Annotated in this window: 21 protein-coding genes; 12 read left to right on the top strand and 9 right to left on the bottom strand. The window is 41.4% G+C overall.

Annotated features, from left to right (window positions below):
- Positions 1–44 precede the first annotated feature (44 nt).
- The 7 genes from E3K36_13830 to E3K36_13800 all read left to right on the top strand — a co-directional run bounded on the left by E3K36_13830 (position 45) and on the right by E3K36_13800 (position 6,485).
- Positions 45–1,235, top strand: a complete 1,191-nt coding sequence (locus E3K36_13830; GenBank protein MCF6156289.1) for a sulfite reductase subunit A — start codon at positions 45–47, stop codon at positions 1,233–1,235.
- 151 nt (positions 1,236–1,386) lie between these two features.
- Positions 1,387–1,848 carry a cyclic nucleotide-binding domain-containing protein gene (locus E3K36_13825; GenBank protein MCF6156288.1) on the top strand — a complete coding sequence of 154 codons (462 nt, stop codon included), beginning with the start codon at positions 1,387–1,389 and terminating at the stop codon, positions 1,846–1,848.
- A 315-nt stretch (positions 1,849–2,163) separates the two neighbouring features.
- Entirely contained in the window at positions 2,164–2,979 is an 816-nt protein-coding gene (locus tag E3K36_13820) for a Ni/Fe hydrogenase subunit gamma (protein MCF6156287.1), read from the top strand.
- Positions 2,980–3,262: 283 nt separating this feature from the next.
- Positions 3,263–4,054, top strand: coding sequence for an oxidoreductase (locus E3K36_13815; protein MCF6156286.1), 792 nt, complete (start codon positions 3,263–3,265; stop codon positions 4,052–4,054).
- Positions 4,055–4,323: 269 nt separating this feature from the next.
- Positions 4,324–5,613: a Ni/Fe hydrogenase subunit alpha gene (locus tag E3K36_13810; protein ID MCF6156285.1), complete on the top strand. Its 1,290-nt coding sequence runs from the start codon at positions 4,324–4,326 to the stop codon at positions 5,611–5,613.
- Positions 5,614–5,726: 113 nt separating this feature from the next.
- Complete coding sequence (locus E3K36_13805) at positions 5,727–6,209, top strand: hydrogenase maturation protease (protein MCF6156284.1); 483 nt, start codon at positions 5,727–5,729, stop codon at positions 6,207–6,209.
- A gap of 6 nt (positions 6,210–6,215) precedes the next feature.
- Positions 6,216–6,485 carry a hydrogenase maturation nickel metallochaperone HypA gene (locus E3K36_13800; GenBank protein ID MCF6156283.1) on the top strand — a complete coding sequence of 90 codons (270 nt, stop codon included), beginning with the start codon at positions 6,216–6,218 and terminating at the stop codon, positions 6,483–6,485.
- A 178-nt stretch (positions 6,486–6,663) separates the two neighbouring features.
- Here E3K36_13800 and E3K36_13795 read toward each other — a convergent pair whose 3' ends face one another.
- The 8 genes from E3K36_13795 to E3K36_13760 form a co-directional block, all read right to left on the bottom strand.
- A complete protein-coding gene (locus tag E3K36_13795; protein MCF6156282.1) occupies positions 6,664–7,461 on the bottom strand; it encodes a hypothetical protein in 798 nt (265 codons plus the stop codon).
- 241 nt (positions 7,462–7,702) lie between these two features.
- Positions 7,703–8,242 carry a YqhA family protein gene (locus E3K36_13790; protein ID MCF6156281.1) on the bottom strand — a complete coding sequence of 180 codons (540 nt, stop codon included), beginning with the start codon at positions 8,240–8,242 and terminating at the stop codon, positions 7,703–7,705.
- Between the two features lie 12 nt (positions 8,243–8,254).
- Entirely contained in the window at positions 8,255–9,364 is a 1,110-nt protein-coding gene (gene dnaJ / locus E3K36_13785; GenBank protein MCF6156280.1) for a molecular chaperone DnaJ, read from the bottom strand.
- 20 nt (positions 9,365–9,384) lie between these two features.
- Positions 9,385–10,533: an aminotransferase class V-fold PLP-dependent enzyme gene (locus E3K36_13780; protein ID MCF6156279.1), complete on the bottom strand. Its 1,149-nt coding sequence runs from the start codon at positions 10,531–10,533 to the stop codon at positions 9,385–9,387.
- A gap of 2 nt (positions 10,534–10,535) precedes the next feature.
- A complete protein-coding gene (locus tag E3K36_13775; GenBank protein ID MCF6156278.1) occupies positions 10,536–11,561 on the bottom strand; it encodes a thiazole biosynthesis adenylyltransferase ThiF in 1,026 nt (341 codons plus the stop codon).
- Position 11,562: 1 nt separating this feature from the next.
- On the bottom strand, positions 11,563–12,240 hold the full coding sequence (locus tag E3K36_13770) for a hypothetical protein (GenBank protein MCF6156277.1): 678 nt from the start codon (positions 12,238–12,240) through the stop codon (positions 11,563–11,565).
- A gap of 219 nt (positions 12,241–12,459) precedes the next feature.
- Positions 12,460–12,678: a NifU family protein gene (locus E3K36_13765; GenBank protein ID MCF6156276.1), complete on the bottom strand. Its 219-nt coding sequence runs from the start codon at positions 12,676–12,678 to the stop codon at positions 12,460–12,462.
- An 18-nt stretch (positions 12,679–12,696) separates the two neighbouring features.
- Entirely contained in the window at positions 12,697–12,924 is a 228-nt protein-coding gene (locus E3K36_13760) for a DUF1858 domain-containing protein (protein ID MCF6156275.1), read from the bottom strand.
- Positions 12,925–13,203: 279 nt separating this feature from the next.
- Between E3K36_13760 and E3K36_13755 the strand changes: the two genes are divergently transcribed.
- Positions 13,204–14,070, top strand: a complete 867-nt coding sequence (locus tag E3K36_13755) for a hypothetical protein (GenBank protein MCF6156274.1) — start codon at positions 13,204–13,206, stop codon at positions 14,068–14,070.
- A 35-nt stretch (positions 14,071–14,105) separates the two neighbouring features.
- Positions 14,106–15,392, top strand: coding sequence for a glutamyl-tRNA reductase (locus tag E3K36_13750; protein ID MCF6156273.1), 1,287 nt, complete (start codon positions 14,106–14,108; stop codon positions 15,390–15,392).
- A 54-nt stretch (positions 15,393–15,446) separates the two neighbouring features.
- Here the strand turns inward: E3K36_13750 and E3K36_13745 are convergent, their stop codons facing one another.
- Complete coding sequence (locus E3K36_13745) at positions 15,447–17,135, bottom strand: diguanylate cyclase (protein MCF6156272.1); 1,689 nt, start codon at positions 17,133–17,135, stop codon at positions 15,447–15,449.
- Between the two features lie 659 nt (positions 17,136–17,794).
- On the opposite strand from E3K36_13745, the gene thiE reads away from it, so the two are divergent.
- The 3 genes from thiE (at position 17,795) to E3K36_13730 (ending at position 19,862) form a co-directional block, all read left to right on the top strand.
- Positions 17,795–18,517, top strand: coding sequence for a thiamine phosphate synthase (thiE, locus tag E3K36_13740; GenBank protein ID MCF6156271.1), 723 nt, complete (start codon positions 17,795–17,797; stop codon positions 18,515–18,517).
- A 39-nt stretch (positions 18,518–18,556) separates the two neighbouring features.
- Positions 18,557–18,940: a phosphoribosyl-AMP cyclohydrolase gene (locus tag E3K36_13735; protein ID MCF6156270.1), complete on the top strand. Its 384-nt coding sequence runs from the start codon at positions 18,557–18,559 to the stop codon at positions 18,938–18,940.
- 124 nt (positions 18,941–19,064) lie between these two features.
- On the top strand, positions 19,065–19,862 hold the full coding sequence (locus E3K36_13730; GenBank protein ID MCF6156269.1) for a hypothetical protein: 798 nt from the start codon (positions 19,065–19,067) through the stop codon (positions 19,860–19,862).
- Positions 19,863–20,100 lie beyond the last annotated feature (238 nt).

The following is a 20,100-nucleotide window of genomic DNA, read 5'->3' as shown; positions in this document are numbered from 1 at the left end:
AAGAAACGGATGGTTTTTTTGCGTCAAAAAAGAGGCATGGCTTTATGACAGAACCGCCATCAGAAAATAAAGATACGTTTATTTTGGATCGAGATCACTTCCAGAAACTCCTTGATACTCTCATCCAAAAAGGCTATCGGATTGTGGGCCCTACCCTAGGTGAAGGCGCTATTGTATATAACGAGTTGAACTCGGTTGCAGATTTACCCGTTGGGTGGACAGATGAACAGGATGGCGGTACCTATCGACTCAAGAAGCGTGATGACCAGGCGCTCTTTGGTTATGTTGCCGGCCCGCACTCATGGAAAAAATTCCTGCTCCCGTCGGCATTACGCCTGTGGCAGGCCAAACGCGTGGGCAATAGTTTTCAAATTGTTGCAGAGAATGGAGATGCCACAAAGTTTGCCTTTGTTGGCGTCCGCTCGTGTGATATGCATGCCATTGCAATTCAGGATAAAGTCTTCATGAATGGACAATATGTTGATCCTCATTATAAATCGCGACGTGCGGATGCTTTTGTCCTTGCTATTAACTGTGGGAAAGCTGGCGGTACCTGTTTCTGCGTATCGATGAATACAGGCCCGAGGGCAACATTCGGTTTTGATCTTGCAATGACCGAAATTTTGGAAGATAACAGACACTATTTTGTGATTGAATCAGGCACAGAATTGGGAGCAGAGATCCTCCATGCGGTTCCATATAGGAAAGCAAATGAAGAAGAAATATTTTCTGCTGACAGTGTGATAAAAAAAACTGTCGGACAAATGGGCAGGAGTATGGACACCACGGACATCAAAGACCTGCTTTACAGAAACTACGAACATCCACGTTGGGAAAATGTCGCAGAACGTTGTTTGACCTGCGCTAACTGCACCATGGTTTGTCCGACGTGTTTTTGCACAACCGTGGAAGATGTAACCGATTTAACGGGCGAGCACGCTGAACGTTGGCGGAAACTGGACTCGTGCTTCACGATGGATTTTTCTTATATCCATGGAGGAAGTGTCCGATCTTCGACAAAGGCCCGCTATCGCCAATGGATGACACACAAAATTGCAACCTGGATTGACCAGTTTGGCACATCGGGTTGCGTTGGCTGTGGACGCTGCATCACCTGGTGCCCTGTTGCGATTGATATCACAGAAGAAGCCCGTGCTATTCGTGAAAGTGAACCTATTTTAAAAAGAGAAATCACAGAGGGTACGGAGAAAAAACCTTACAATCGTAAAGAATGAATTCACTATCAAACAGCGAGTAAATACTAAAAAAGTTGTTGCTGCGATGGCGCATACCAAAAGCAATTTAAATGACGCGGTATAATAATCTTAATCTTGTGGAATTCCGATGGTATCTGTAGTGAAATAATCCAGGAGAACAAAAATGCAGATGCATACACTCGAACCTTATCTGGCAGAACATCCATTCTTAAAAGGCCTCGAACAGAAGCATCTTAAAATTATTGTGGGATGTGCATCCAATGTGCGGTTTGATGCCGGACAGTTTATCTTACGTGAAGGTGAAGAGGCTAACAATTTTTACATTATTCGGCATGGCAAAGTGTCCCTTGAAATATTTACACAGGATCGTGGCCCTATTACCATTCAGACTATAGGAGAGGGCGAGGTGCTCGGTTGGTCATGGCTCATTCCCCCATATCACTGGCATTACGATGCACGGGCTCTTGAGCTCACCCGAGCCATTGCCCTGGATGGAAAATGTTTGCGGATAAAATGCGAACAAGATCATGACCTTGGTTACGAACTGCTGAAACGGTTTGCCTATATCATTACGCAACGGCTGGAGACAACAAGATTACAACTTCTGGATATTTATGGTATTCACACTTAGGATATCAGCAGTAAACGGTGGCATGGACGAATTTGTTTGTCCGTGCTGATTTAATGTTAAGGAATTTCAATTCTGTAGGGTGCGTCCTACGCACCATCCATACGATGGATTGTTTTGGTGTGTAGGACGCACCCTACACAAGCTGTCCTCGTGGGACAGGCGCCCTTGCCTGTCATCATCGCAAAGAGAAATCTTACGATGTCAGAATTCCACACATTCGTTCGGAATAACAAGAGAGTCGTTGGGTTTGCGTCTTTTAAAACCCAACCTAATTTAAGACTAAAGGAATTGAATACAATGTACACCCAAAGTCCAATGTTCCCCACTCCGTTTCGTATTCAACGGGTGAAGAAGGAAACACACGATACATTCACCATCGAACTGAAACCGATGAACGGTATTGATGAATTTTCATTTGCAGCCGGACAGTTCAATATGCTCTATGTGTTTGGCATGGGAGAGGTACCAATTTCCATCAGCGGAGACCCGGCCATACCGGATATACTCAAGCACACGACACGCGCAGTGGGGACAGTAACGAAAGCCATGCACAAACTAAAACGCGGAGATGTGCTGGGAGTGCGAGGCCCGTTTGGAAGTCATTGGCCTGTAGATGAAGCGATAGGGAAAGATCTTGTTCTTATGGCGGGGGGGATTGGACTTGCACCCTTACGCCCGGCAATGTATCAACTCATTTCAAATCGCAAAAGATACGGGAAAATCGCTCTTCTTTACGGTGCCAGGACACCACAGGACTTACTCTACGCCCAAGAACTAGAACAATGGAACGGACGCTTTGATGTAGAAGTAAAAGTCACCGTCGATAGCGCTACAGGAAATTGGCAAGGTAATGTTGGTGTCGTAACCATGCTCATCCCCAGAGCCCAATTTGATCCCCTGCAAACAGTGGCAATGATTTGCGGCCCTGAAATAATGATGCGTTTCGCGGTAATAGAACTGCAAAAAAGCGGAGTAAACCCAGAAAACATCTTTATTTCAATGGAACGGAATATGAAATGTGGAATTGGCCTTTGCGGTCACTGTCAGTTCGGGCCTACCTTTGTGTGCAAAGATGGCCCTGTGTTTCGCTACGATAGCATCAAAAACATCTTTGGAAAACGAGAAATATAAAATAGTTCATCGCTTCATATAAGTAGATGCAGAACTCTTTCGCTGGTTCAATCGTCCTCGATTGAACCGAAACATTTGGTATAATTCCATCTCACAGCACGAGTACAAGCTTTCGTGTGCCGTTCAAATATCTGATTCAATCTGCAAGACTGAACCAGCCTTGAGCGACGCCGTGATGTTTTCGGTGTGGGATTCACCGAAACATCTAAAATATTTTTATGATCTTCAGGATGCTGCAAAGGCGGCATGATGACTGTAGTAAATTTCATCTTTTCTAAGTACTATGAATAAAAACCGAAAACCCAAACTTGCCGTATGGAAATTTGCCTCCTGTGATGGTTGTCAGTTGAGCCTCTTAAACTGTGAAGACGAATTGCTTACCGTGGCCGGCAAGGTTGAGATTGCTTACTTTCCAGAAGCTTCGAGTGCCGTAGTAAAAGGGCCCTACGACCTCTCCCTTGTTGAAGGATCTGTCACCACGCAACACGATGCTGCGCGTATTCAGAAGATTCGCAAGGTATCAAAAGTACTCGTCACCATTGGTGCATGTGCTACGGCCGGCGGCATTCAAACGTTACGCAACTTTAAGAATGTAAATGAGTTTATTTCCATCGTGTATGCATCTCCGAAATACATAGAAACACTCGACAAATCAACGTCTATTGCCAGCCATGTCCATGTTGATTTTGAACTGCAGGGATGCCCCATTAACAAACGTCAACTTCTTGAAGTGCTTGGAGCCTTTCTGTATGGACGAAAACCAAATGTTCCGGCATATAGTGTTTGTATTGAGTGCAAACGTCGCGGAACCGTTTGTGTGATGGTGGCACAGGGCATACCATGCCTTGGACCGGTCACCCATGCCGGATGCAACGCAATATGCCCAGCGTATAACCGAGGTTGTTATAGTTGCTACGGTCCGATGGAAACACCGAACACGGCTTCACTGAGTTCATGGTTTGCCCATCTTGGGGTGAAGGAAGAGAATCTTGTAAGAAGCTTTCGTAGCTTCTATGGTTACTCCGAGCCTTTTCGTAAGGAAAGTGAAGCACATGAAAATAAAGACAGAAGATGAGAATTCAGCCCCCCTTTCCAAAACCCTCACACCATTTTAAATTTCTTGCTTTATACATATACAGAATGGTATTTTTACATAACTCTCAAGCTGAGTCCCATACTATAGCTTTTGTCTTTTGTCTGCTTGTAAAGAAAGTTAATATTACGATATCAGAAAAGTAATTATCCAATAATGAAAAATGTCGCCCTGAGCCAAAGGAGAAGTGTCTTGTCAAAACGGGATTCTTCGCTTCGCTCAGAATGGCAGTGCAGCGGGGGGATTTTCGGGTGAAAAATAAAACGATCAAAGTGGATTACCTTGCCCGTGTCGAAGGTGAGGGCGCCCTGTATGTCAAGATCAAGGACAATAGCCTAACGGATGTCAAACTGAAGATCTTTGAGCCGCCACGTTTTTTTGAAGCATTCTTACAGGGGCGCAATTACAGCGAAGCCCCTGATATTACGGCACGCATCTGTGGAATATGCCCAATCGCCTACCAGATGAGTGCAGTACATGCGATGGAAGATGCATTTGGTGTTACTGTCGATGGGCAACTCCGTGCACTTCGTCGACTCATTTACTGTGGCGAATGGATCGAGAGTCACGCCCTCCATGTATACATGCTGCATGCACCAGACTTTTTAGGTTACACCGATGCGATCCAGATGGCAAAAGATCACCCCGCTCTTGTACAGCGTGGACTGCAACTGAAAAAAGCGGGAAATGAGATAGTAGCATTCCTTGGCGGTAGGGAAATCCACCCTATCAATGTGCGTGTCGGAGGTTTTTACAAAGTGCCCGCAAAACGCGAACTTGAACCTCTTGCTGAACGTCTGAAATGGGCACGTGATGCAGCCCTTGAAACTGTCCGCTGGACTGCCACACTGGATTTTCCCGATTTTGAGCAAGACTATGAATTTGTTGCCCTTTGCCATCCGGGCGAATATCCTTTCAACGAGGGGAGACTTGTCTCGAACAAGGGATTAGACATTTCCGTGCGTGACTATGATGATTCTTTTGTCGAAGAGCACGTACCATATTCCAATGCGTTACATTCCATCATCAAAGGACGCGGCGCTTATTTCGTTGGCCCTCTGGCCAGGTATAATCTAAACTTCAACCGGCTCTCCCCGATGACGCAAGAAGCGGCGCATTCAGCCGGACTTTCGTACGTCTGCAACAATCCGTTTCAAAGCATTATCGTTAGGAGTGTGGAGATCCTTTATGCCTGCGATGAGGCATTGCGCATCATCGATCAATATGAAAGACCCGATAAACCGTCAGTGCAAGTTCAACCACGAGCCGGTACGGGCTACGGTTGCACTGAAGCGCCGCGAGGAATCCTTTACCATCGTTATAGTACCGATGATAATGGTGTGATTATTGACGCAAAGATTGTTCCACCCACATCTCAGAATCAGAAGACCATTGAAAATGATCTCTGGCAGTTTATCCCGAAATATCTGGATCTCCCTTCCGAAAAACTTACGCTGCAATGTGAGCAGGCAATACGCAATTACGATCCGTGCATCTCATGTGCCACGCATTTTTTAAAGCTTTATGTTAACCGGGAATAGAAAATCAGGATAATAATTTATTTTAGGTTTTCCGACTTATGATTTGTGAGTTGGGATTTAAAATCGTAGATCACAAATCGTGAATCGTAATTATTTGTAAAAATGGTAACCACATGAAAGGCAAAAAATGGGACGACCCCTTTGTCTTCATAATTGGCATTGGTAATGCGTACCGCAGCGATGATGCTGTGGGACTTCATGTTGCTCAATGTCTGAAGAAACAGGCACATGATCATGTCTATGTCCTTGAAGAAAGCGGTGAAGGACTGTCATTAATGGAGTCATGGAAGGATGCCGATACCGTCATCCTTATTGATGCAGTTTATTCTGGAGCAAGGCCGGGAACCATTCTTCGGTTTGATGCACGTGATCAACCCATCCCGTCAAATCTTTTCCATTATTCCACACATGCCTTTGGTGTCGCTGAAACCATTGAACTGGCACGGGCACTCAACCAGCTACCGAATCGTCTCATCGTCTATGGTATTGAAGGGAAATGCTTTGAGGCTGGCGCTGGATTATCTGTAGAAGTCGATAAAGCAGTGCAAGAAGTCACGATACGTGTACAACAAGATATCCGGAATTCTGGAATTTAAATACCTATGCACGAATTTTTTCTCGTTAAAGACCTTATACGCAAGATAACGTCCTTGGCACATGAGCAAGGTGCAAGCAGGGTGACCGGCGTGATAGTTAAACTTGGTGCATTATCCCATATCTCTCCGGACCATTTCCGCGAACACTTCATCCATGCCTCGCTGGGAACAGTTGCCGAAGGGGCCCGGTTAAATATCGAAGTCCTGACTGATGTGACTGACCCGCAATCCCAGGAAGTTTTGCTTGAAAACATCGAGATTTACTTAGCGACATAAGTTTACTACTGTCTGTCATCCCGGGCTTGACCCGAAATCCAGTGTTTTTCTGGATTCCTGCTTCTGCGGGAATGACATATTCGCATCTGATTAATGACGCTGTGTATTGTTGAATAGATGAAGCACCATGCTCACTTCCTGCAAGAAACGGTTAGTATCAAACAAATTTTACACACACTTACATCTTCAGGTTATAGGATACGAGATACTCATGGCGCAGGTATTGGAGTAATTTTGTGATAATTTCAAACCCCTCTGACAGGGAATGTAGGGTATCACCCAATTCATGCCGCCTTGCCATGTCATGTTCCGAAGCCAGACCAAAATAGGTTTTCCCAAAGTCTACATAATACCGGCTGTCTATCAGGGTCTTTTTATATTTAAATTTCTGTTCGATGTACTCTGGAAACATGCCAGTGAAGAACAACGTGTAATTACCAATATGACAGTAGATATAAAATCTCCGGGCACTATCGGAACGCTGAATCTCTTCAATCATGTCGATAATATACCGGTATTGTTTTTCGTCGTCTTTTTCCATCTTGAATAACCTGGACGTCTGTACAAACATGGCAAGCATATTTGCAAGATAATTTGACACATCGGTGCTATTTAACAACCGTAGCACTTTATTCCTATTCCAGGGATATTGCGGTTCAGTACTATTCAATTCCTCAACGATATTATCGACAAAATCTGCGTCGTCTTTTTTTAGTTTAAATACCCTTCTGAGGAGTAGGGTAAATAAAAAATAAGGTGATGAATGAAGGATTATATTCCCTTCACGCATCACCTTTTCAAAAACACGATCACTATCAACCAGCTTTGAAATAATATCTGCATCTCCATTAATGAGATTTGCTATATACTCATAGTCTTGTCTCTTCGTTACATAGTTTTCAATAAGAAACAGCAAATCCTTATCAGAGAGAGAGTCAAGGTTATGTGTATTTAATTCATTATGTTGCCTTTCCATCTTTTTTCCTTTGTAAGCTATTTTAAAAACAACTTTTAGCATTGTTAAAAACTTAACAATAAAAAGCAATTTCTTACCGTAAGGTGTACAACACAAGAGACATGACACACAGGATTTTTTATTTTTTATAACATTTATTGCTGCTTCTGTGGTTCCATAGTTTCACAATTTCCATGCATTTTCCAATAAGAAAACAGCAAATCTTTGTCTGGGGGAATAATTAAGCTCATGGAAATTTAATTCATTGTTTTGTCTCTTCATCTTTCTTTTTTCGTGTTTCATCGCCTACCACCAACTTCGAGAAGAGTGTGATCGCCATGATAACAATAGCTATTGAACCGCCAAAATAGAGGGTTTCTAAGGGGTTCTCCCACATTACAATGTGCTTTAAAAAAGTGATGACTATGACCACAACAACCGCTGCAATCAGTTTTTCTTTTAAATCAGTGAGATCACGTATTTTCAACCAGAACGGGTAGGCAATAGATTGGTCTTTGTCTACAAACAATTCGAAGAGTCCAATCCCCATAACAAACATCACCACGGCAACCATAAACAAATCTATGGCAGAAATAAAGTGCACAGAGAGTTCTACACGATGTTCACCATGATTAAACAAAAAATTCAATATGTCTGGAATACCATTCACAAACTCCCAAATCCCTGAAAATATCAAAAAACCAGAGGCCAAAATTGTAAGAATAGAGGCCACTGCTACAAAATACCGCCCTGCATTAACAAAGCTTTTATTTATAATTGTTAAAAAATCCCGGTTTTTCATGTAATTCCCTTATTATTTTTCCCTTTCAATCGCCTGAAATTCTTCCAGTAATTCTTTCTGCCTTTTTGTCAAGTTCTTGGGGGTGAGGACAATTACCCGCACATATTGGTCGCCGAATCCACGGCCTTTTAAATAAGGCATGCCACTACCCCTCAACCGGAACAGGGTTTCAGTCTGTGTTCCTGGTGGAATTTTCATCAAGGCATTTCCGTCTAATGTAGGCACTTCAATCTTTGAACCCAGAGTTGCTTCAATTAACGAAATGGTTGTTTCCATATAAATATCGCTTCCTTGCCTGTGAAAAATGGGGTGTGGTTGTACAGAGACAATTACGTAAACATCATCCTTCAACCTCCCTGCAGCCTTATCGGCTGTAACCCTTAAAGTTGTTCCATTATCCACCCCTGGGGGTATCTTGACTTTGATCTTGTCCAGTTTTTGTATCTCGCCGCTCCCGTGACAGTTCTGGCACGGGTGTTCAATGATTTTTCCCCGGCCTCTGCAAACAGGACAGGCACCGATTTTGATAATCCTGCCAAAACCTTGTAGTTGATCCTGTTGCACTTCACCCCCTCCCTTACAATTCGTGCAAGTCCTGGGAATCGTACCTTTTGCAGCGCCCGACCCACCACAATCTGTGCATTTTTCCATATGAGGGATAGCGACCTCTGTGCTAACGCCTTTATACGCTTGTTCCAGGGTAATTTCAACCCGGACTCTCTTAACCGGTTCCTCCGGTTGCACGAAACCCCATCTGCGTGTGCCAAAGAAGTCGCTAAAGATGCTGCCACGACCAAAAAAATCAGAAAAGATATCGTGTCCGAAAATGTCTTCCAGATCACTTACGTGGCTAAAATCCCGCCAGGTAAACCCTTCCTTGCTAAAATCTGAAGCAACCCCCGCATGACCATACTGGTCATATCTTTCCCTCTTGTCGTCATCAATAAGTACTTCATATGCCTCGGATATTTCCCTGAACTTTTCTTCAGCCAGTTTAGGATTATCTTTGTTGAGATCAGGATGGAATTTCTTCGCTAATGCACGGTAAGCTGCTTTGATTTCTTCTTTCGAAGCAGTCCTGTCTACCCCTAATAGCCCATAATAATCTTTTTTGTCTGACATGCCCCATATCTTACGTTCATTTATAACTTTTCGCTTGCAATTTTATCCAGCGCTTTTATGAGCTGGTCTACGTCCTCTTCTGTGTTAAATAATCCCGGGCTGATTCTCACAGTACCGTCTGGAAATGTCCCCATCATTTGGTGGGCAAACGGCGCACAGTGAAGACCCGGACGTACTGCAATATCAAAGGATTGATCGAGAACGGCACCGACCTCTGCAGGTTTAAATCCTTTTACATTTATTGACAGGATACCGACCTTTCGGGATATGTCCGTTGTACCATGCAAAACAAAGCGCTGATCATCCTTTAAGGCGTGTATAATTTTATTGGTCAATCGTTGTTCGTGTGCCCTGATTGTATCAATCCCTTTTGATAAAACGTATTCAATCCCGGCCCGTAGACCTGCAATCCCAACCGTATTGGGAGTACCGCTCTCCAGTTTGAAGGGTAATTCTTCTGGTTGAGACAATGAGGCTGGCTCGAAACCCGTCCCCCCTTCCCTCCAGGGATCTAAAGTTAGCCGTTCTCCTACGTATAACCCCCCTGTTCCAGTTGGTCCAAGTGGTCCTTTGTGCCCCGTAAAGGCGAGCATGTCAATGAAGAATTTGTCAATGTCAATTTCAAATACCCCGGCAGTTTGAGCAGCATCGACCATGAAAAGAACATTATTTTCCCTTGCGATCTTGCCGATTTCCTGGATCGGTTGGATGGTACCAAGGGTATTCGGGGCATGCGCCATAACAATTAGTCGTGTTTTGGATGTAATGGCGTTTTTGATATCGTCTGGATCAACAAAACCTTCTGGAGAATTTCTAATCTTGGTTACCGTAATTATTTTTTTCTTTTCGAGGCCATGAAGGGCACGAGATACTGCATTATGTTCGAGAAAGGTTGTGATGGTATGGTCGCCCGGTTTGAGTAGCCCTTTAATTCCCATATTAATCGCATCAGTAGCATTAAACGTAAGAATAAGCCGCCTGGAATCTTTAATACCAAATAATCGCGCAACAACATTGCGGGTATCTTCAATTTCCTTTTCTGCTGCTACCGCCATCCTATGCCCTGAACGCCCCGGGTTGGCGCCCAGTGTCCGGTAAAAAATATCCATTGTTTTGTATACAGCCTCTGGTTTTGGAAACGTCGTTGCAGCATTATCTAAATAGATCATATTTACATCCCTATATATTTTGCGTAAAGCCCCTTTGCGAGAGAGGCATCATTTGTACCTGAAATAATTGACCGACCATCGGTAAATACCGTTAACTCGTATTTACCGATCTTCAACCGTAACAAAAAGCTATTAAAAGACACGTCTCCTACTTTTTCCAGCCTACCTGCAAGCTTCTTTAAGTCTAGTATTGATCCGTTAAGGTGTAAAATTTGTACGGCGTTTCTACCGCACAAGGAGGTTATCATTGAATACGTATTTTTCGATAAGAATTCATAATCGCGTTGCTTGCATGTTATGCAATCGGACTTCTCTTTGATATCTTCTACGTGCAGCTTTTTTATTTCATTGCACCAGAGGTCAATATGTAAAAGACCTTTCCTCAAACTCTCAAAATTATCCGTTAAGATTTTTAACGCTTCTGCTACCTGAATGGAAGCAATCATGCTGGCAATGGGTGCAATAATTCCTTCCGTATCGCATGTTTCGATAGTTCCGGGGGGTGGAATATTTTCAAGTATACATCGGAGACACGGGGTTTTCGATGGGACAATGTTCATGGTCAAACCCATACTCCCGACACAAGCCCCATAAATCCATGGTATCCCCTTTTTCACGCAATAATCATTCATCAGGAACCGGGTTTCAAAGTTATCGGTTCCATCAATGATAATATCAGCGCTTTCTAAAAGGGTTTCAATATTCGATGGATTGAGGTCTGCAATGAATGATTCAACCTGGACATGAGAATTAACTTTTTGGAGTTTCTTTTGTGCGGCAACAGCTTTTGGAAGGTTTTTGTTGATATCTTCTTCGTCAAATAAAGATTGGCGTTGCAGGTTACTTTCTTCGATATAATCACGGTCTATAATTTTTAAGCACTTCACCCCGCTACGGACAAGAAGATTTGCAGAGGTACAGCCCAATGCACCACAGCCAACAAGCACGGCATTCTTCTGCATAAGTATTTTTTGCCTTTGATCACCTATGCCGTAGAATAATATCTGCCGTGCATAACGTTCTGACATGTTACGTTTTTATTTTGAAGTTACTCAAACACGAAGGATCGCCTGCCGCAAGGGCTTTTTCTCTTTTATACTCTATATGAGAATTTATTCCTTCACCAAACCCTGCAATCCATTCATTGATGATGTTACACATCGTTAAAAAGTCTGCACCTGCATCTCTCCAGTATGACTCATGAACGCAGCTCTCATGGTCCCAGGCTGTTTCTTTTTCAGAATCCGTCACCACCTGTGCGCCCCGGTCACAAGGCATTCCATCGCAGAGGTAGTCTCCCATCACCTCAAAAGTCTTTGACGTATTGCCACAATCTGCCGTTGATAGCCCTTTGCCCTTGATAGCCTCTTTCCCGCAACTAATGCCATGCTTGCGGGCAGCATCAGCAGCCACCTTTGCGGCATCGCTATACTTAGCACAAAAAGCAGCAATAATGGCAGCTTCACGTGATTCTATCTCTACAATAAGGCTTTGAATTCCCTGATGAATAGGTTTATTGGCTAAGAGTTCTTCTAAGGGTTTACTAACACTCGATTTTGGATATTTTTTGTAAACCTGTTCCAGGATTTTATCCGCTTCAGCACCATATTTCGCTTTAAATTCAGAAACGATAGCGAATTCTCTTGCCTCCGTGGTTTTAATCTTCCCGTACATCCAATGATGGATTGGACCCAATACTAAACTCATTCAGAAACTCCTCGCTGTGAAATTTGAATAAAAATTAACCACCAAAACCACTGAGATTTAGATGTTTTTCTGACAAAGAAAATGCTGCAATCTTTCTTTTCAGATTATACAAGCAAAGCACGGACAAACAAGTTTGTCCGTGTCACCCTAAAAACCTCTTAAATAATATCAAACTTCCTATACAATGAATATATGTATGTATGACATTCAACACACGAGCTAGGCGAGTTCGACTGATTCTACTTCAGGAATCTCCTCTTTGAGGCGCTCCTCAACGCCATATTTTAGCGTCATGAGTGCACTTGGACAAGATCCACATGCGCCTCTTAAGCGCACCTTTACAACCCCTCCCTGAATATCAACCAATTCAATATCCCCACCATCTGCTTGCAATGCAGGTCTGATATGTTTCAATGCCTCTTCTACTTTCTCTTTCATGTGAATTCTCCTTTTTATTTACTGATTAACTTTTTTCTTTTCAATAACTTCGTTCAATTCCTCAATAATGACTTCCGGATCAATATTATGCATAGCAGCACCAAATGCAATATCTTCCATCTTTGATCCTGGACACGTAAAGCAACCTGCTCCAAAATATTTTTTTATGAAAGCCTCAGCTTCCGGATATTGCTTAATTACCTCTCCTATGCTCGTCTTTTTTGTTATTTTTTTAACTTCTGCCATAAATTTATAATTCCTCATTAAAATTTTAGGGATTATTTTAAAAATATCACAAAAAAATTCCCTACAGAATCAATAAATACAATAAAACAGAAATCATAAATAAAATTTTCACGATACTACACCCACGTTAATCTGTAATCGTCGTTACGAAGTTAAGGGTATCGGACAACGGAGTTTTTGTCAATCAAAAAAATCCAAAAAACATATCTATTAACGAAGATACGATGTTTTAAAATTTTGATTGATTAATGAATACTTATTTTTTACACTTATTAACTTATGATGCTATCTCATATACCTTTTATTATCTCCATAATCCTGTATTTTGTTTCTTCTGTCTGGTCGGTTGGCTCTATTATAAAGCCCACTTTTTTTAACAAAAAAGTAGCCAAGTGGTCCATGATGATGGGTTTTTTTATCCACAGCGGTTTCCTGGTATTCCTGGGTCTCGAATCCGGTAATATCCCTATAACAAATGTCTATGAATCCTTCGTATCCTTACTGTGGTGTGTTCTTTTTGTTTTCATCAATCTGGATTATCTTTACAAGCTGCCATCTTTAGATACATTCTTAATGCCTGTCGTTACTGCACTCTCTATTTGGGCGCTTACATTTGACGGGGGAAACTTATTAATTACCGTGAGCCTTCAGAATTTCTGGCTTGTAGCGCACATTATCCCCATATTCGTAGGCTATGCTGCCTTTACGATATCTTTTAGCCTGAGCGTCATGTATCTCACGCAACAAAGACAACTGAAACACAAACTATTTGGTCCGCTTTTTAACAAGTTACCGTCACTAGAAGGAATTGACAGGCTGATGTGGAAGACGATTTCTTTTGGTTTCCCGTTACTTACGCTTGGGCTTGTGTTTGGTACATTTTGGGTCAAGACACAAAATATTTTAGGAGATCTGTGGTACCTGGATTATAAAGTTGTCTTAGGTTTGGCCACCTGGCTTATATATGCAGCACTGTTACATATGCGACTTGTCGCATCTTTTCACGGTACCAGAATCGCTTTATTGACTATCGCCGGTTTTTGTCTGGTGCTTTTTACTTTTATCGGAACCTTCTTTATGGGATCCAAACATGCCTTCCAGAAGGTTAGCGAACAAACGCATAATGAGATTTTAAATATACAGTAATACTATAGTAGACTAAGTTAGACAAAGGTTTGAATATGAGCATTCTGGTCATTGGACTTAATCATAAGTCGGCCCCGGTAGAGATCAGGGAAAAATTGGCTTTTAATGCCAATAATATTTCTGCCGCCTTATCACTATTTCTCAACAGACATCAAACGGCAGAGGCTGTTATTTTATCAACCTGTAACCGTGTAGAAATGTATGTGTCATCTATAGAAGATACTATTAAAGTAGAAGATGTCTTTTCATTCCTTGCGGACTTTCACAAAATTGAGTTAAGCAGCTTTTCTCCCTACATGTACCACTATAAAGATGGTCGTGCCGTGAACCATCTTTTCTTTGTTTCTGCCAGTCTTGATTCTATGGTGCTTGGTGAGTCGCAGATCCTTTCGCAGGTCAAGGAAGCATACACGATGGCATCCATGGAAGAGGCCACTGGAAAGGTTATGAACCAACTATTTCAGCAGGCACTCAATGTTGCTAAAATCATACATACCAAGACATCCATTGGGAAGGGAAAGGTTTCTATCAGTTCTGTTGCTGTGGAATTTGCTGAGAAGATATTTCAAGATTTCACAGGCAAAATGGTCCTCGTGGTGGGTGCCGGTGAAATGTGTGAACTTTTGTTAAAGCATCTCTACGAAGAAGGGGCACGTACCATTGTGGTTGCGAATCGCACCTTTGAACGCGCCCAGGAAATTGCCAATGCCTTTCAGGGCCAGGCCATTAAATACGAATTACTGGGTGAATACCTTGCTAAAGCCGATATTATCATTAGCTCAACCTCTGCTCCGCATTATGTAATCCACGTCGACCAGGTAAAAGAAGCAATCAGGCATCGAAGGGGCAATCCTATGTTCCTCATAGACATCGCCGTGCCCAGGGATATTGAACCCGATGTCGCCAACATTGATAATGTCTATCTTTACAATATTGATGACTTACAATCTGTTGTGAATCAGAATATTGACGAACGAACCAGGGAGGTGGAGAAATGCCGTTCTATTGTTGAAGAGGAGGTAGAACACTTCATGGCAAGACTTGAGGAAATGAAGATAGAACCAGCAATAACCCAATTACGCAATCATTTTCATAGCGTTGGGAAAGAAGAGTTAGGACGTTTAAGGCCCAAACTAAAAAGTGTAGACAATGGAGACTGGGAGCAAGTTGTTTACACCATGGAACGCACCATAAACAAGCTCCTCCATCATCCTGCTAAAGTTGCCAAACTAGAGGCAAAGAATGGAGGTGGATACCGATATGTAGAAACCATCAAAAAATTATTTGGCATATTTCATCACACTGAGCGCCCGCCGCATTAGTTCTAGACCAAAAGGTTTTTCCCACAGGTTCCCAAAACGACCACTACCGCACTATCACAATACTAAAAAATCAGCAGATCTTAAGGATGCATTAAACTCATATTCGCAGACCCTATTTCCACCCAGTTTTTTTGCCTTATACATTGCTTCATCTGCATTAACAAACAATGCCTTTGCGTTATTATAAGAACCGAGTTCAGCTATACCAATGCTTATTGTCTTTTGAACCGTTTTATTCTTCAAGGGGACGCGGAATTTAATATTCCGGAAATCATTCAGTATACGATTGGCAATGGTAACGGAACTCCGGTTCGTAGTTTCTGGCAAAATGATGACAAACTCTTCACCACCGTATCGGCATGGTATATCGATTCCCTTTCGTATTTGTTTTTGTATTAAACTTCCCAGGCGTTGCAATACTTTGTCGCCAGCAGCATGTCCATACGCATCGTTAAAATGCTTGAATTTATCTATGTCGATAAACAACAGGCTTATATCGTGTTGATGGCGCTTTGCCCTCAGTACCTCTTTTTCTAAAATATCATCAAAGTATCTTCTATTGTACAAACCTGTCAGTTTGTCCGTAATCGATAACTTTTCAAGTTCATCTTGAAGTTGTTTCCTTTCTGTAATGTCCCTGAGAATCTCTAATTTAGAAACATGTATATCTCCATTTACAAATGGCACAATAATAGAATCGTAAATCTTCCCCTGAATAGTCCTTTCCATTTTTACTGTCTGCCCCTTCATGGCCTCCTTTATCCCACATTGATGACAGAGGGTTTCCTGATTACATATTGCATGATAACAATACCTTCCCACCGCATACCCGTATTCTTTCACCGCTGCATTGTTCATATACTCGATTTTGTTTTCTTTATCAATTACAAAAATCATATCCTTTGTGTTTGAAAGGATGGTGTTAAAAAAGTCCTTTTGTTCTTTAATAGTTTTATATGTTTGTGCAAGTTTCCTATTCGACTTATTTAGTTTTAAAGATATCGTATTAAAGGCGTTAAAAAGTTCTTCTATTTCGGCCGATGATTTTGCCCTGAGTATTGAATCGTATGACCCATTGGCAATTCTTTTTGTTGCTGTACTCAGTAAATTCAATGGCTTTGTTACACCCCTTGTTAGAAGATATGCATAAACGATACTAAAAATGACCGCTACCGCCACAACAATATACATAGAAAGCCAGCAATTTTTCTCTACTTTTTTTGAAGAAGCAATAGTCTGTTTATATGCTGAAGCAATCGTTTCATCAAAGGCGGCTAACACTTTCTGAAGCTTGGATGCATCCATTTCAAATGTTTTTATTACCTCATCCATTTTTATTGCTTTGGATATATTATTACCTGTTCTAAGATACATTTGCATCCTAGTATCTAATTTCCTAAGACTGTGAAATAACCGCACAATTTCACTTAGAAGTTTACTGGCACCTTCCTCGTAAGTATCCAGGTCTATGTCTTTTATTTCCTTCTCTATAGATATTTCTAATATCTTGTGATAGTCTACATGTAATATGTCTCTTTGTTTTATAATTTCTTTCACTGTTATAAGCCAATGTTCTAAATGCTCGCTTAACTCCTTAAAAGTTTTCATGTTAGAAGTATGGACAGCAACTGTTTTTTGTGTTTTCCCAATCCTATAAAGAGAAAAGGAGATACAAAAAACCATTCCCATCATTAATACAAGGATAATACCAAAACCAAGTCCCAAACGTTGTCCGACCCGCATTTTATCCCTTTATTTTAATTTATGGAAAGTTAATCAGTTTTCTGTAACTGAACCTGTTCCGTTATTTAACCCGCATCCTGAAAAAAGGATTTGGTTATACATTTTTGTGTTTTTTAGTGTAAAAATGACATATTTGTATCATTTGACAACACAATACGGCAATTTTCGTAACTATTTACTGAAGGACAATGTGCATTTACCCTTGGTAGAAAAAATGAAAGGGTCAAGCAGATAATCTTATTTTATCATCAAAGACATACTTGTTCAGAGAAGCAATTGCCATGAGGTATTGACCGGATCAGGTGCTACCCTACAGAAAACCCAGGTGATTTGTCTTTTATGCTTCTTGCAGTAAGGTAGCAAAAGACACAACTGCGGTATGAGGACAGGCAAGAGAAACCCAAAGGATAATAGATGAACTGATGGGAGCCGTAACTGAACTTCAACTAAAAATAAGATTGACTCTCGGAAACAGAAACGATATTGTTGAATCTTTATTGAAAAACTTCATTTTCCTGCATACATTACACACTATTGGATGAAATGCTTAAGTATGCGCTATTTATAAGTCCAGGAGCCATTGATTGTATCAAGGATTGTTAGGAAAACGTTGGGAAATAAAGGAAGATATAGGGGAAGGAAACAACATATTAAAGGAGATGAAAAAACGACACAGAGATAATCTTTCCCTTGTCCTAATTACGGACAGGAATCTTTGTAAACATCCATTTCTGGATACAATAAAATTAGCCCTCAGGGGTGGTGTAAAGACGGTACAATTAAGGGAAAAGGGACTTTCTACTTATGAACTTTATTCCTTAGCATGTGAACTGAGAAAGATAACTTTGGATTTCAATGCAAATTTAATCATCAACGACAGGATCGACATTGCCTTGGCGGTAGAAGCAGACGGCGTGCATTTGGGCTGGCAGTCTCTTCCTTTTAACATAACGAGGAAATTATTTGGTTTTGAAAAACTGATTGGCCTATCTACCCATAATCGTCGAGAGGCATTACAAGCCCAAGGCTACGGGGCAGATTACATCACCTTTGGACCGATCTTTGATACACCTTCTAAGGCAGGACTCCTGAAACCCACCGGTTCAGGAGAAATTCGAAAGTTGAAAAATGAAATTACGATACCCGTTATAGCGCTGGGTGGAATCAATGAAAAAAACATAGAAACTGTTTTAGCAAGTGGGGTGGATGGTGTCGCTGTCATTTCAAGTATTATGTATGCTGATAATCCTGAAGATACGGCCAAAAGTTTATACAAGAAAATTGTAACGTTTAAGTCGGAGAAATCCCAGCACGGTAACAAATTTCTAAATCACAAAATAACTCCTGAATCCGAAAACAAATATAAAACATCAGATCCGTAAAAAAATGCCTTAATACAGTCAAATAAAAGGAGATTCCTTATGCAATTATTGGAAAAATTACACTTTAATGAAAAGGGGCTTATTCCCTCGATAATAGTAGATGAGCTGGATGGAAAGGTACTTACCTTATGTTATATGAACAAAGACGCCGTTGAAAAAACGATTGAAACAGGCAAGGTACATGTGTTTCGCCGTTCTCAAAACCGTCTGATGATTAAAGGAGAAACTTCGGGTCATATTCAGCTTGTAAAAAGGGTGTTTTTCGATTGCGAAGGAAATTCACTCGTGTTTGTTGTGGAGCAGCATGTTGCTGCGTGTCATGCAGGTTATAAAACATGCTTTTATCGAGAGTATATTCCAAAGACAGATAGTTTTCAGATTGCAGAAAGCAAGATATTCGACCCTGATAAGGTTTACAAATAACCAGATATTTAAAATAATTACAGCGTCATTACAAAAAATAAAATTCATTGAAAAAACGCTTGAAAACGGATAAGGCACATGTTATAGTTTGTTTTCATTATGGATACTTCTAGCTGTTTTCGTGATGCACTTAAAATTTTATTCCGCCTCACCAACTGGAGGAAAAAAAATGTCTAAATATAGGAAATACGCGAAGTTTTTCCTTTTATTAGCCTTTGTAGGAATGTCAGGTTGTGCCGAGTTGAGCGAGCTCAGAAATTTGAACAGAAGACAGGCAATTACAATAAGAGACCAAGCTGACGAAATCGCCAGGCTTAACGGACAGCTTTCTTCTCTATCGGACAAGCTTAGGGCAAGCGAAGAGGAGATGGATAAACTCAGGAAGCTTGCAAAATCAATCGGTGAGGGTGTAACTGTCAGAGATACCGTAGAAGGGCCTGTGCTCCTTTTCCCGGAGAAAGTGCTCTATGACTCTGGTAGCGCAACAATAAAGCCTACCGGAGAAAAGGCTTTGAAAAAAATGGCAGATTTCCTTAAAGAGAATCCACGCATCGCCATCAGAATTGATGGTCACACTGATACCGACCCTATTTTAAGAACGAAACACCTGTGGGATTCAAACCATCATTTGTCTGCCGCACGTTCGTTGAGTGTATTTCACTTCTTGACAAAGAGTGAAAATATTCCTGGAGCAAGAATTCACATTGCCGGGTTCGGCCCAAATCGCCCCATCGCAACCAATAGTACGTCCGCCGGAAAGAAGGAAAACAGAAGGGTGGAATTTTTAATATTGACTGCAGTTGCTTCATTGCCCCCGAAAGAAACTTCATTAATCACCGGGCAAGAACCCGTGCTGACGGAACAGACAGAAGAGATACCGGTAGAAACATTCGAAGAAACAGAAGAGATTGAAGAAAAATAAGTTGTTTGAGGGAAATAGTTTCTTCCAATAGCCGCAGGTTATTGGAAGAAACGTTGGTTTAGTAATTGTAGTAATGTAAATAGCCGGATACATCAAGCCTGCGTTATCCACAATTCGCAAACCAAGTTTCAAAACAACCCCAGTCTAAAAAGACTCTGTCACTTCAATGATGCTAAAAGTTGAATCTAAAGTGTTATTGTTTGTGAAATCTTTGCCTATTTATGTAATGTATTGATAT

Source organism: Candidatus Brocadia sp., from assembly GCA_021646415.1.
GTDB lineage: Bacteria > Planctomycetota > Brocadiia > Brocadiales > Brocadiaceae > Brocadia.
The sequence above is the reverse complement of the archived record's forward strand: the minus strand, read 5'-3'. Positions and strand labels throughout refer to the sequence as shown.